Origin of the sequence: Aurantimicrobium sp., assembly GCF_036667855.1 — a bacterium.
In the GTDB taxonomy this organism is placed as follows: domain Bacteria; phylum Actinomycetota; class Actinomycetes; order Actinomycetales; family Microbacteriaceae; genus Aurantimicrobium.
In genome coordinates, this window is the sequence record NZ_JAVWTF010000002.1 from 1 (window position 1) to 12,730 (window position 12,730).

Consider the following 12,730-nt stretch of genomic DNA (forward strand, 5'->3'; position numbering starts at 1 on the left):
CCCCCAGCTGCACGCCAGTGAGAACTTTCTTCAGCTCCAGGGTGAGCTTGTCGACACCGAAGACAAGATTCAGGCAGCACGCCGTTTCTACAACGGTGGCGTTCGTGAGTTCAACACCAAGATCCTCACCTTCCCCAACAACATGTGGGCAAACAAGTTGAAGTTCGATAAGCGCGACTTCTTCGATGTTGCAGATGCTGCAGCTATCGCCGAGCCTCCACGTATTCAGTTCTAATCAGAACTCCTGAGAGCTAGAGCTCTATGTATTCCGCAATCGCTGCGAATAAGCGCAACACCATCTTCATCATGTTGGTGTTCCTCGTGATCATTGGCGGTTTGGGGTGGTTCGCTGCCTATATGTATGGCGATATCAATATCGCCATCTTCACTGTGGTGATTGCTGCGGCTTATGCCTTCTTCCAGTACTACCTCGCTAGTTCACAGGCGCTCTCGATGGCAGGAGCCATCGAGATTCAGAAGGCAGACAACCCCCGGTTGTTCCGCATTGTGGAGAACCTCTGCATTGCCACAGGCACTCCCATGCCCAAGGTTTACATCATCAACGACCAAGCCCCCAATGCTTTTGCCACGGGCCGTGACCCCCAGCATGCCTCAGTTGCGGCCACATCGGGCTTGCTTGATCTGATGGATGACGCTGAGCTCGAGGGCATCATGGCTCATGAGCTTGGTCACGTGCGCAACTATGACATCCGCGTCTCCATGATTGTGTTTGGGCTTGTTGTCGCCGTCGGCTTCCTGGCCGACATGCTCGTTCGGATGTCGTTCTTTGCCGGCAACCGCCGAGACGACAACGGTGGGGGAGGTAACCCGGTCGTGATGATCTTTGGCCTGGTTGCCATGATCATTGCCCCGCTGGTGGCCACCATGGTGCAATTAGCCATTTCCCGCCAGCGTGAATACCTCGCAGATGCCACGGGAGCACTCACCACCCGTCACCCCGAGGCTTTAGCTAGTGCCCTGCAGAAGCTGGGTGCCTATGGTCGCCCCATGCAAAAGCAGAGCTCGAGCATGGCGCACATGTGGATTGCAGACCCTGAGAAGCCAGGTCTAGCAGAGCGCATGCTCTCAACCCACCCACCCATCGCGGAGCGCATCGAGCGTCTCCACGAAATGGGTGGAAAGTTCTAGTGCCCTAAGATTTGGTTATGACCTCGAAGCACGTTGCTGGCCCCACTCTGGACGAGTTTGAGGCCGCCCGCGCCACCGTGGCCAAGGTGGCACAGTCCACTCCGATGGAAACCTCTCGTTACCTCAGTAGCCTGCTGGGCTCCGAAGTCTTTCTCAAGTGTGAAAACCTGCAGCGCACCGGAAGCTACAAGCTCCGAGGCGCCTATAACCGTCTGTCTCAGCTCACCCCCGACGAGCGTGCCAAAGGTGTCATCGCAGCATCTGCTGGCAACCATGCACAGGGTGTGGCCCTCGCTGCCCGTGAACTAGGAATCAAAGCCACCATCTTCATGCCTCTCGGTGTTGCCCTGCCCAAGCTCGAAGCAACCCGCGAATACGGTGCTGAGGTAGTCCTGGCTGGAAACATCTTCAATGAGTCGCTCAAGGCTGCCAAGGAGCGTGCGGCAGAAACCGGCGCCATCTTTATTGCGCCCTTCGACCACGAGCACGTCATCACCGGTCAGGGAACTCTGGGCCTGGAAATCTTGGACGAAGTCCCCGACGTGGACACCATCATTGTTCCCATCGGTGGCGGTGGCCTCATCTCCGGTGTTGCCTCTGCGGTGAAGCAGAAGGCTGCGACTCTGGGTCGCACCGTGCGCATCATTGGTGTGCAGGCAGAGAACGCTGCGTCATACCCGCCCTCGCTCGCAGCTGGCGAACCCGTCAATGTCGAGGTTCAGCCCACCATCTGTGACGGTATTGCTGTTGCTCGCCCTGGAACCTTGAACTTCGACATCATCAAAGACACCGTGGATGAGGTCGTCACCGTTACGGACGATGACACTGCCCGTGCTTTGGTCATGCTGCTCGAACGAGCAAAGCTCGTTGTCGAGCCAGCAGGTGCTGTCGGTGTTGCCGCCATCATGGCGAAGAAGATCAAGAAGAGCGGAAAGACCGTTGCCATCCTCTCGGGTGGAAACATCGACCCTCTTCTACTGCAGCGCATCGTGGGTCATGGTCTTGCTGCTTCCGAGCGTTATCTCAAACTCCGCGTCATGCTTCCTGACCGTCCCGGTCAGCTCGCTCGCACAGCAGAGATTGTGTCCGAACAGAACGCCAACGTGGTTGAGGTTCTCCACACCCGTCACGGACGTGGTTTGCAGATCAGTGAAGTCGAACTCGAACTCCACATCGAAACTCGTGGCAAGGAACACCGCAAGCAGGTCGTGAAGGCCCTGCGCGATGAGGGCTACAAAGTCCGCATCAGCGACGACATCTAAGTCTTAACGAATAAAGCCTCCCCATCGGGAAGGCTTTATTGCTGAAGTAATGAGTTAGCCGGTGAAGGTGGCTACGTTGATGACCTCAACCGCAATGTCTTTGCCGTTGGGAGCAGTGAAGACAGTCTTCTCGCCGACCTTGAGGCCGAGGATGGCAGCACCCATGGGGCTGCTCTCGCTGTAGACGGTGTAGTCGGTGCCAGCGGCAATCTCGCGGTTACCAAGCAGGAAGACAGATTCTTCACCGGCAATGGTTGCGGTAATGACGGTTCCGGTCTCCACAACGCCAGAGCTTTCGGGAGCTTCGCCCACCTTGACGTCCTTGAGCAGTGCAGTCAGGGTGCGAATACGAGCCTCGATCTTGCCCTGCTCGTCCTTGGCAGCGTGGTAGCCGCCGTTTTCCTTGAGGTCACCCTCTTCGCGGGCTGCTTCAATGCGCTTGGCAATCTCTTCACGACCCGTCGTGGACAGGGTGTCGAGTTCCCCCTTGAGGCGGTCATACGCCTCTTGGGTGAGCCATGTTTCTTTGATTTCTTCGCTAGCCATACGTTTCAGCCTAGGTGAGCCAACAACGGTAGACCAAACCCGTGGTGGCGGGCTGGCTGGTGGTGATGGTCTCTGAAAAGTCGCGAATTCGCTGACTGGAAGGGGGATAGACAAATACCTTCCAGCCCACAATGGCGAAAGCGGTGTTCTTGGCTTGGATGGCGCAGGCCACTTCATGTCCAGGAGTTGCCGTGAGTTCGAATTCCACTGTCACGCTGGTGTCAGTGAGGTTTTTGTAACCGAGGTCACGAGCTTCGGCTTGGGGGCCAAATCCCAAGGCATCTGTGCTGATGGCCCAAAGCGTCAGCGCGATGATAATTACTGCGGAGGTAATGATCACACCGAGATTGCGCCGGATGGGTCCCCGAGGTGTCGCTGGTCGACCATAACGGTCAGCGAGTGTGTTCTCGGTGCTCATCGGACTCCTTGGTGACGGCAAGCTCACAGCTTTTCGGCGGTACGCTCTATATCAAGGCTATTGGCTACAAACCCCTCGGAGGAACCGTGCTTTTTGCAAAAGAAACCATAGACCCACAGCTGGTCTCTCCCGGTCCTGTTGGTTTCTTTGCCACCATCCTGGTTGCTGGCCTGACCTTGCTCTTGCTCCTAGACATGGTTCGCCGGATGCGCAAGGTAAACATGCGTGCGGATATTCAGGCCAAGTTGGACGCTGAAGAAGCGGCCGAAGGTTCGGCTTCAGAGAAGTAGCAGCATGTCCAATCAATTTGGAATGTATTCCGAGCAATACAGCAACGACTACTCGAAAGAGCAGAACGAGCAGTTCACCGCAGCGTTTGATGCGATCACGCAGCAGTTTGTAGCTGGCCTGAACGAAGGTTTGCCCGCCAGTGCCGAGGCAGTCCAGGAAGCTGTGCGTCAGCATTACGAATTCACCACACAGTTTTGGAAGCCCACTCGTGAGGCCTACAAGAACCTGGCACTGAGCTACATCATGCCCTCGCCCTATCGGGACACCTACGAAGGTATTGCCGAAGGTTTAGGAAAGTATCACTACGACGCCATTGTGATCTGGGCCGACAACAACCTCTAAGCGTTATAAGCGGGGTGGAGAGCAATCAGCAAGATTGCCGTCCAGTGGCACATAAAGGCCACAACCGTGAGGGTGTGGAAGATCTCATGGAAGCCAAAGACGCCCGGAATGGGGTTGGGCTTCTTGAGCCCATAGATCACAGCGCCGGCGGTGTAGGCAAGGCCACCCACCACGACCAGGATCATCATGGCCACGTTCGCTTGGAACAAGTCCACGATGTACATCATGGCGGCCCAGCCGAGCAGGATGTAAAGAGCGACGTAAAGCCAGCGCGGTGCGTGCACCCAGAACACGCGGAATGCGATACCCAAGGTGGCACCAATCCACACCAGCACCAACAGCAGCACCCCCTTGCTCGGTGGCAGCGCCAGCACCGCTAAAGGCGTGTACGTGCCTGCAATGAGCAGGAAAATGTTGGCGTGGTCAAAGCGCTTGAGCATGACCTTGGTCCTGGGGCTCCAGTTGAAGCGGTGATAGAGCGCGGAGATACCGAAGAGCAACAGCGAGGTGGTCATAAATACCGCCGAGCTCCACTTAGCTGCCGGGCCGTCAGCCAACACAATCAAGACAATGCCGGCAGCGATTGCCAGGGGGAAGGTGCCGGTGTGGATCCAGCCACGCCACGTGGGCTTCACCTCGACGTGAGGGAAAGACTCGGCATCTTCGATTAGCGGCAAGCTCATGATTCGAGCCTACGCCCGTTGAATGTGACGAAGCTGGGCGTAGAAGCCTGGGCTATGCGGAAATCCAGGTCATCGAGTTCTGCTAAAACATCGGGGGAAGCCCACACCCGGTCACGACTGCGTCCAGTGATTTCTTGGAGGATTCCATCACGCGTGAGTTTCTCGAGTGCCGCATTGGCGCTCACGTGGGAGGTTGCAGTGAGACGTTGGGTTGTCTCCACATTCAGCGTCGGATGTTCCAGGAGAACATCAATGATCTCTAGTGCCGTGCTACCCACTCGATTGCGGGAAAGTTCATGCCACTGCACAGGAAGGTGAATGAGCCTGCGTGCGGTTTCTGCTGCTTCGAGGGATGCCGTGTTGCACCCCTGGGCAAACAGCGTAACCAGGGGAGAAATAAGTCCGTCGTGGAAATGATTCAGCGCAGCAAAGTAGTCATCGCGCCTTGCGGTGAGGGCGCTGGCAATGGGCACAACGGAGTGCAGAGTGATCCCGCGACGGCGCAGAACCGCATTGATGAGAGCTCTACCGATACGGCCATTGCCATCTGTGAACGGATGAATGGACTCAAACTGGGCATGAACGAGTGCCGCCTGCACGAGCACGGGGACATCGTCACGATTGGCGAAAGCCTCGAGATCGGCCATGTAGGACTCAACAGTGTGAGCGGGAGGTGGAACGTAGTCGGCATTGCGAGGAGAGTGATCGCTGCCGTTGATCCAGTTCTGCACTTCCCGCCACTTCCCGGCATAGGGGCCGTCGAGTGAATCTTCTTTCATCAGGTCGTGATGCGCGGCAAGGATACTGGCTAGAGAGATACGCCGTGTCTGGCTCACATCGTCCACAAGACGAGTAAGTGCCGCGCTCGCCGCAATCATGGACAACGCGCTGGGATTCGCTTTGCTTCCGGCTATGGCTCGGGCGTAATCGACAGAGCTGGCCTCGATGTATTCGAGCTTGGACGAGGCCACGCTTTCCGTTCTGATGAGAAAGCTGTTGAGCACCTTGAGTCCCGAGCCAAACTCGGCATCGGTTCGGACAATCTGAATAAGAGCCTGTTCAGCCATAGCGATGACGTCTGGTGGCAGCATCACGTCGAGGTCGGCTATCGCAGGAGGCAGGCTCACTGTGACCTCGGAGAGAGTTCGGTCTTCACGTGTTCCAGAACGCCCGGACTGCTTCCATGGCACCACGTCATGCCCGTGCGGGGGAATTTCATGCGTGTGGGGCACGGCAGGTTCCTTACATAGTGTGTGTCTTATGTAAGTTTATACCCACTAAAACTACATAACAAGAATGCATTGTTCTGCCCTTCCTCGGATGGGCACCTCGTTCTCTGAAGCTGCTTCGGCTAACGTTAGGGACGTGATGTCGCGCGCAACAAAGACGGGTCTGCTCTACGGCCTGTACCAAAAGCGTCTGCGTCGGGGGCTCAACCAAGACAATCTTCCGCACCACATTGGAATGATTGTGGATGGCAACCGACGGTGGGCCCGGGAGCGTTTCTTAGAGAACCCTTCCCACGGTCACCGTGCAGGCGCACAAAAGGTTCCTGAGTTCCTGGTCTGGTGCGATGACATTGGTATCGGCATGGTCACGCTCTACCTGCTCTCCACGGACAACCTCACCGGGCGTGACCCGAAAGAGCTCTCCGAGCTATACGGCATCATCGGTGAACTCGCCGAAGGTTTGTCCCACTTCCGCAACTGGAAGATCAACCATGTGGGCAAGGATGACGTCCTTCCTAAGGAGCTCTTAGACACTCTGCTCGCCGCTGAAGAGCGCACCAAGAACAACACCGGACTGCACGTGAACCTGGCCATTGGGTATGGCGGCCGTGCTGAGATTGCAGACGCTGTGCGCAGCATCATCTCTGAACACCAGAGTCATGGCGGCAGCCTGGACCAGCTCGCCGAGAAGCTCACCCCCGAACTCATCAGTGATCACCTCTACACCGGCGGGCTGCCAGACCCTGACCTGGTGATCCGCACCTCCGGCGAACAGCGCCTGTCTGACTTCATGCTGTGGCAGAGCGCCCACTCCGAGTTCTACTTCGTAGAGGCCCTTTATCCTGACCTGCGCGAGGTGGACTTCCTGCGCGCGATGCGTGACTACTCACGCCGTGAACGCCGCTTCGGCGGCTAAGAAAACTTTAATTTACCGGGGGCTGGAAATTTCATGGCCTGCCTGCCAGACCCGTGGAAGCGAATCAAGTGAGTCAAACATGACCATGTCTGCCTTTCGGCCAATTTCGAGATAACCGCGGCTATCCTGAACTCCAATAGCTTGCGCAGGTGTGCTTGTCACTGATGAAATCACGCTCACCATATCTATGTCACAGAGGATTGATGCGTTACGTACTGCCTGATTCAAAGTCAGCGTCGATCCCGCAATGGAATCTCCACAGCAGAGGCGAGCGACTCCGTCTACGACATTTACTTCAAGGCCACCTAGTGTGTACATTCCATCTTCGTTGCCAGCAGCAGCCATCGCATCCGTGATGAGAACTACTCGGCCAGGAGCAATATCAAATAACCATTTGGCAACATTCACATCAACATGTGTTCCATCCAGAATTAGTTCAAGGAACACGTTTGGATTTTGTAAAGCGGCAAGAATTGGGCCTGGTTGGCGATGATGCAGCGCCGGCATCCCGTTAAATGTATGGGTAAGGATTGTCGCTCCGGAGTCAAAAGCGGCCTTTGCCTGTTCATAATTTGCTGAGGTGTGTCCGACTGCTACCGCAACATCGGCGTCAACAAAAGTTCTGATGGCTTCAAGCGCACCAGGTAATTCCGGGGCGAGAGTAATTTGTCGCAAAGTGCCGGAAGCGCTTGAAAGGAGCCTTTCGACAGCACTAGCTGATGGATTGATGAGGGCAGCTTCATTGTGCGCTCCTTTGTAGAGGGCAGAAAGAAACGGGCCTTCAAGATGGATGCCCAGAAAGCGGGGATCCGTAATTTTGGAGAGCGTTTCAAGCCTTTGACATATTTCATCTAAAGAAGCGCTGACAAGACTCAGCATTGACCCTGTTACGCCGTGTATCTGATGCAAATCAAGTGAGGTAAGCGGGTTGTCAGAATCAGATTCATAACTTATTCCTTTACCGCCATGACAATGAATATCAAGAAAGCCTGGCGCCAACCAAGATTCATTTGCGTCAACAATCTGTTGTGCGGGGAATTCTTTCCAAGATTCCCCCGTACCTATTTCAGCTATGAATCCCTGTGAATTAACTCTGACCCACCCACTGTGGAGAACCTGTCCTGAAGTACAGAGTTTTGAACTGTGGATGATGACTTGATCAAGAGGCAATGATGACCTCGTAGCCAGCATCTGTTAAGCGCTGGTGCTGCTCATTCGTGATTCCAGAATCAGTGATAAGAGTTCCCAAAATGCGAGTGGCCCCGATGGCAGCAAAAGCACGCTTATCTATCTTCGATGAATCGGTGACAACCACAGCACGAGTAGCTCTACTTGCCATCAATGCGCTAATTGCTGCTTCCCGCTCATCATGGGCTGTGGGGCCAACTACGGTATCTATTCCGTTAACACCTACAAAGGCAACATCGAGGGTAATGCTCCCGAGTACAGCTTCGGTGTAACTTCCAATGAGTTCATAGGAGCGTTGGTGAACAACACCACCGGTCACAACCGTTTTGATTTGTGGTCTCATGGATAGTTGCATAGCCATATTGAGAGCATTAGTTACTACGGTCAGACCTGGATCTGTGGCTGGCATCATGATGTCAGACCTAGACATAAGTTCTTCTACGACTGCTGTAGTTGTGGTCCCACCGCACAAGCCGATTACCGCTCCACGAGGAACTAATTCACTCGCAGCGCGAGCTATCGCGAGTTTCGCTTCCGAGTTTTGCTGATTTTTATATCGAATTGGCAAGTCATAAGCAACCGAATGTGCAACCGCCCCGCCACGGGTCCTTGCAAGTAATTGCTGTTCAGCAAGTGCATCTAAATCACGACGAGCTGTCGCAGGAGAGATGGCTAATGTATCTACAATCTGCTCAACATCAACATGGCCATGCTCAGCCACAAGGGCGAGTATGGAGCTCAGTCGCTCAGAACGCGCCATCTTCACGGCCTTTCACTGTCAGTCGCGAACAATTCTGCCAGTCGCTGTGCTTCCTCGCCTAATGCTGTCCGGCCAGCAGTGAGATATTTTCTCGAATCGACAAGATCAGGATTCGCCTGAAGAGTTTCACGTACTGCTTTGGTGAACACTCTATTCAGATGAGTTGAAACATTTATTTTAGTGATGCCCGCGACTATGGCTTCTTTAATGTGTTCATCTCTTACCCCTGAAGAACCGTGAAGTACCAGCGGTACAGAGACTGATGAATGTATTTCGCCGATACGTTCCAGGTTTAGAACAGCAGAACGATCTGACATTGCGTGTGACGATCCCACGGCAATTGCAAGCGCATCGACCCCTGTCTCGTTCACAAAATCACGAGCTTCATCTGGGTCAGTTAGTACACCTAAATCATGTGCATGGCCTTTTCCGCCGATGCGGCCAAGCTCAGCTTCAACAAATACTCCTCGTCCATGTGCATATTCCACTACGGAGCGAGTATTTGAAATGTTTTGAAGATCGTCTAGATGTGAGCCGTCATACATAACCGAAGAGAAACCAAGATCTATTGCTCGAAAAGCAAGGTCGAGATCTTCGGCATGATCAAGGTGAACGGCCAATTGACCAGAAGACTGTGATGCCAAAGTGATGGTTGCCTGAGCAATCGGATCCAAACCGCCGTGATAGTTCACGCAATTTTCGGAGATTTGTAGGATCAGGGGTAAGCCACTGAGCTCTGCAGCGGCGACCAATGCCTCGGCTGTTTCGAGATGAAGCACGTTAAAAGCCCCCACACCCGTAGCTTTTGATTGAGCATTTTCGAGGATGCTTTGAACGGATACTAAAGTCACGAGTTTCTCATTTCGGTAATCTGCACCCGCGTGCGTAAAGTCACATGATCGGGATGGAGGTAGCCAGCTAAGGGTTCGAGTACCGCAGCGGCTGACCATGACACTGCAGTGGTGAGTAAATGCGCCCAATCATCAGAAGTTGATGGGAAATCTTGATCAATCCCTGCCGCTAAGGCAGCTACGAGAGCATCTCCGGCACCTGTGGGGTTGCCGTGAACAGGGGCATCAAGTTTGGCCAGAAGTGTATGTTCCGAGTCTCGTGAGATAAGCATCATTCCTTCTTCGCCAAGAGAAACGAGTACATGCTGGGCGCCCGCATTTATGAGTTCTCGCGCTGCAGAAAGCAGGTCTGAATTCCCTGTTGTTGCTCTTAATTCAGAAGCATTTGGTTTCAGCAAAAAAGCACCAGCTCGCGCAGATTCCCACAATGCTTCTGGAGAGCTGTCAACTATGACATGACACCCATTAGCTTCAAGCGAGCTCACAACTGACGAAAGAGAGTTCAGCGGAAACCCAGGAGGCAGGCTGCCATTAATGGTGACGACATTCGCATTACTCGCTACATCTAAAATCTGTGAGCAAAATAATGCACCCAGATTGTTACTACAAGGAGTGCCTATTTCATTAAAAACCATTGCGTCTGATTGGACGCGGTCAATGATGGAGATACTTCGGCGAACTGGGTAATTGGTTTCGACGAGTTTGAAGTTCAGCCCACTTGAGCGGATTTCATCAGTAAACGGATCATCTTTAGTTGCAAGTACTACTGCTGTGCAAGGGAGGTTTTGAGCTGTCAGTACTCGAGCAACATTGATACCTTTTCCGCCAGCTTGACAAATTAAGTGTTCTACTCGGTAACTATTCCCCAGAGAGATGTTGTCAGCATAGATTGTGCAATCCAACGCTGGATTTGCCGTGACAGTGACGATCATGAGTGAAGTTGTTTCGCTAACTGTTGCGCAGTGTAAAGGGAGCCGATTAATCCAGCATCATCACCAAGAGTTGCCGGCACGATGAGTGGCTTGGGGAATCTACCCATAAATGACTCAAAATGCTCTCTAAGCGGGAGGAACAGTGCGTCCCCTGCTCGCGAAATTCCTCCGCCAATAACCACGGTGTCAGGAGCAATCACTGTGCAAATCCGCGTCAGCGCTACTGCAAGCGATCTAACGGATTCAGCCCAGATGCTTTTCGCATCCTTGTCCCCGCTTGCGGCGCGGGAAATCAGATCTTTAGCGCCGTCGAGAAGTTCACCTGTCGCCATTTCATATGCAGTGAGCATCGCCCGAGCTGAAACGATGTTTTCTAGACATCCGCGAGACCCGCATCCGCAGGGTGGGCCTGCGGGGTCAAACACACCGTGACCTATTTCACCTGCAGTTCCACTTCCAAGATACGCACTACCTTGTATGACCAATGTGCTGGCAATCCCTGTACCAATTACGACAGCGAGCATGTGTTCGCTGTCGATGCCTGCGCCGAAACGCGATTCAGCGACAGCAGCGCTACGCACGTCGTGACAAAGTGCTACGGGCATTCCAAGTCGATCTTGCGCCCATGCTCGCAGAGGTGTGTCTTGCCAACCAATGTTTGCAGAATAGTGAGCGATTCCACTTTTTTCATCTACAAGACCTGGCACTGCTAATCCAACACTGATTGCCGGAATCTCTAGTTCCGCCACATAATCTGCATGAATTCCTGAAAGTGTGTCCAGAATGTCATTGACTGCGTTATTGCTACGAGGTGTTGGAGTTCGTCGAATCTGCCGAATATTCCCTTCAGCATCCACGAACGTCGATTTGATATCAGTCCCACCGACATCGAATGCAATGACCGGATAGTCGGGTTGCATTTTCAAATTCATCGCAAGATGACAGAACGTGTGAGGTTGCGTGGGGTGTCGGGGTTGAGTCCGCGCTCTAGCGCTGTTTCAAGTGTTGCTCGGTGCACGCGAATCAGTTCCACCATGGGATCAGTGTATCCGTGCTCGAAATGTGCGCCTGTTTCTTTTACATCGCGTGCCAGCTCGGGGAGAAGTGAACCGAACTGCCACGTAACACGACCAGGCTGGGCAATTGACATTGGACCGTGGCGGTATTCGTGGGCAGAGTAAGCCTCTGTCCAGACCTGTGCAGCTTCGCGCATCTTTAATGCAGCTTCCTGGGCAATTCCTACGCCCCAGCCCACTCCGAGGAATGAGTACTGTTCAGCATTGATAACAGCTTCAGGCAGCTCCGAGGTGAGAGCGTCGCGAGCTTGAGCAATCACGTCAGTGAGGTCTTCGCCTAGACCGGTGCGAAGTAGCGCCAAGGCACTAGTAGCGAAACGAGTCTGCACGACTGATTGTTCGTCAGCAAAGTCGAGTGAAACGAGCTCATCAACCATGTTGACAAAGGGGGTGTTGGGGTCCCCAACAATCCCAATTAACTTGGTGGTTCCCTTGAGTCGTTCGGTGGTGTCGAGGATCTCAGTGGTTGTACCTGAACGCGTGAGTGCTACCACGACATCGTAGTTGCGCTCCCACAGATATTCACTTGCAGCGAATGCGTCAGTTTGTCCAAAACCGAGACGCTCGCGCAATTGAGCAAATGCCTGTGCCACATAAAAGGATGTTCCACAGCCAATCACGGCCATACGTGCGCCAGGTCGAGCTATGTCGAATTTCTTTGCGAGAGAAACAGCCAATTCCCACATATCTGGTTGACTTGCGACTTCTTCCGCCATCCAGCGGCCAGCTTCATTGCTCGACATGTATTTCTCCTTATTTGAATCAAGTATTTCTAAAGTTTATGACTGGTAATGATTACAACCTGCCATAAAGTTCATAAATAATCAATATTTACAAATACTTTCTGATGTTTAATCCATAAATGATTCATAAATGTCAAATATTTTGATTTCTACTTGCAATTTGCAAATACATTTAGATACTCTTCCTTATCGATGACGATTATTGATTGAAATTAGTAATTATCATCATTTTCAGTGCATAATAAAATCATTGAAATCTTGTAATTTCACAGAATGCGCAAAGATGCGCTGGCCAAAGAAGGTCTGATGCATCTGAGCGCTTTAACATCAAGAGTGAGGAAGTA

At 53.2% G+C, this 12,730-nt stretch carries 16 protein-coding genes; 6 read left to right on the plus strand and 10 right to left on the minus strand.

The genetic code is table 11. The features are described 5' to 3' along the window. The 3 genes from RR877_RS01335 to ilvA form a co-directional block, all read left to right on the plus strand. Nucleotides 1-235, plus strand: a 235-nt coding sequence (locus RR877_RS01335; protein WP_332627597.1) for a LemA family protein, incomplete at its 5' end; no start/stop codon positions are given. A gap of 26 nt (nucleotides 236-261) precedes the next feature. Further along, entirely contained in the window at nucleotides 262-1,149 is an 888-nt protein-coding gene (locus RR877_RS01340) for a M48 family metalloprotease (protein WP_277494822.1), read from the plus strand. A gap of 17 nt (nucleotides 1,150-1,166) precedes the next feature. Continuing rightward, complete coding sequence (gene ilvA / locus RR877_RS01345; RefSeq protein ID WP_332627599.1) at nucleotides 1,167-2,411, plus strand: threonine ammonia-lyase; 1,245 nt, start codon at nucleotides 1,167-1,169, stop codon at nucleotides 2,409-2,411. A 54-nt stretch (nucleotides 2,412-2,465) separates the two neighbouring features. Here the strand turns inward: ilvA and greA are convergent, their stop codons facing one another. Continuing rightward, nucleotides 2,466-2,957 (minus strand): transcription elongation factor GreA, encoded by a 492-nt coding sequence (gene greA / locus RR877_RS01350; RefSeq protein ID WP_110234199.1) that lies wholly within the window; start codon nucleotides 2,955-2,957, stop codon nucleotides 2,466-2,468. 10 nt (nucleotides 2,958-2,967) lie between these two features. After that, on the minus strand, nucleotides 2,968-3,375 hold the full coding sequence (locus RR877_RS01355; protein ID WP_110234197.1) for a DUF4307 domain-containing protein: 408 nt from the start codon (nucleotides 3,373-3,375) through the stop codon (nucleotides 2,968-2,970). Nucleotides 3,376-3,386: 11 nt separating this feature from the next. On the opposite strand from RR877_RS01355, the gene RR877_RS01360 reads away from it, so the two are divergent. Together RR877_RS01360 and RR877_RS01365 are read left to right on the plus strand one after the other, a co-directional pair. Then, a complete protein-coding gene (locus RR877_RS01360; RefSeq protein ID WP_110234195.1) occupies nucleotides 3,387-3,665 on the plus strand; it encodes a hypothetical protein in 279 nt (92 codons plus the stop codon). A 4-nt stretch (nucleotides 3,666-3,669) separates the two neighbouring features. Beyond that, nucleotides 3,670-4,008, plus strand: a complete 339-nt coding sequence (locus RR877_RS01365) for a TipAS antibiotic-recognition domain-containing protein (RefSeq protein ID WP_280796456.1) — start codon at nucleotides 3,670-3,672, stop codon at nucleotides 4,006-4,008. Here the strand turns inward: RR877_RS01365 and RR877_RS01370 are convergent. Together RR877_RS01370 and RR877_RS01375 are read right to left on the minus strand one after the other, a co-directional pair. Then, nucleotides 4,005-4,691, minus strand: coding sequence for a hemolysin III family protein (locus RR877_RS01370; protein WP_332550895.1), 687 nt, complete (start codon nucleotides 4,689-4,691; stop codon nucleotides 4,005-4,007). The two genes, RR877_RS01365 and RR877_RS01370, sit on opposite strands and share 4 nt — an antisense overlap. After that, a complete protein-coding gene (locus RR877_RS01375) occupies nucleotides 4,688-5,923 on the minus strand; it encodes a Fic family protein (protein WP_332618716.1) in 1,236 nt (411 codons plus the stop codon). Before RR877_RS01375 ends, RR877_RS01370 begins: the two co-directional genes overlap by 4 nt. A gap of 136 nt (nucleotides 5,924-6,059) precedes the next feature. On the opposite strand from RR877_RS01375, the gene RR877_RS01380 reads away from it, so the two are divergent. Further along, nucleotides 6,060-6,836, plus strand: a complete 777-nt coding sequence (locus tag RR877_RS01380; RefSeq protein WP_332627627.1) for an isoprenyl transferase — start codon at nucleotides 6,060-6,062, stop codon at nucleotides 6,834-6,836. Nucleotides 6,837-6,848: 12 nt separating this feature from the next. Here RR877_RS01380 and nagA read toward each other — a convergent pair whose 3' ends face one another. The 6 genes from nagA to RR877_RS01410 are packed head-to-tail and all read right to left on the minus strand — an operon-like array spanning nucleotide 6,849 to nucleotide 12,386. Next, complete coding sequence (nagA, locus tag RR877_RS01385; RefSeq protein WP_332618717.1) at nucleotides 6,849-8,006, minus strand: N-acetylglucosamine-6-phosphate deacetylase; 1,158 nt, start codon at nucleotides 8,004-8,006, stop codon at nucleotides 6,849-6,851. Further along, entirely contained in the window at nucleotides 7,996-8,784 is a 789-nt protein-coding gene (locus RR877_RS01390) for a DeoR/GlpR family DNA-binding transcription regulator (protein ID WP_332618718.1), read from the minus strand. The genes nagA and RR877_RS01390 overlap by 11 nt, the downstream gene beginning before the upstream one ends. Nucleotides 8,785-8,786: 2 nt before the next feature. Further along, nucleotides 8,787-9,635 carry a class II fructose-bisphosphate aldolase gene (locus RR877_RS01395; RefSeq protein WP_332551472.1) on the minus strand — a complete coding sequence of 283 codons (849 nt, stop codon included), beginning with the start codon at nucleotides 9,633-9,635 and terminating at the stop codon, nucleotides 8,787-8,789. Next, on the minus strand, nucleotides 9,632-10,567 hold the full coding sequence (locus RR877_RS01400) for a PfkB family carbohydrate kinase (protein WP_332551473.1): 936 nt from the start codon (nucleotides 10,565-10,567) through the stop codon (nucleotides 9,632-9,634). Before RR877_RS01400 ends, RR877_RS01395 begins: the two co-directional genes overlap by 4 nt. After that, entirely contained in the window at nucleotides 10,564-11,487 is a 924-nt protein-coding gene (locus tag RR877_RS01405) for an ROK family protein (RefSeq protein ID WP_332627600.1), read from the minus strand. Before RR877_RS01405 ends, RR877_RS01400 begins: the two co-directional genes overlap by 4 nt. Before the next feature lie 8 nt (nucleotides 11,488-11,495). Continuing rightward, on the minus strand, nucleotides 11,496-12,386 hold the full coding sequence (locus RR877_RS01410; RefSeq protein ID WP_332551607.1) for an SIS domain-containing protein: 891 nt from the start codon (nucleotides 12,384-12,386) through the stop codon (nucleotides 11,496-11,498). Between the last annotated feature and the right edge of the window lie 344 nt (nucleotides 12,387-12,730).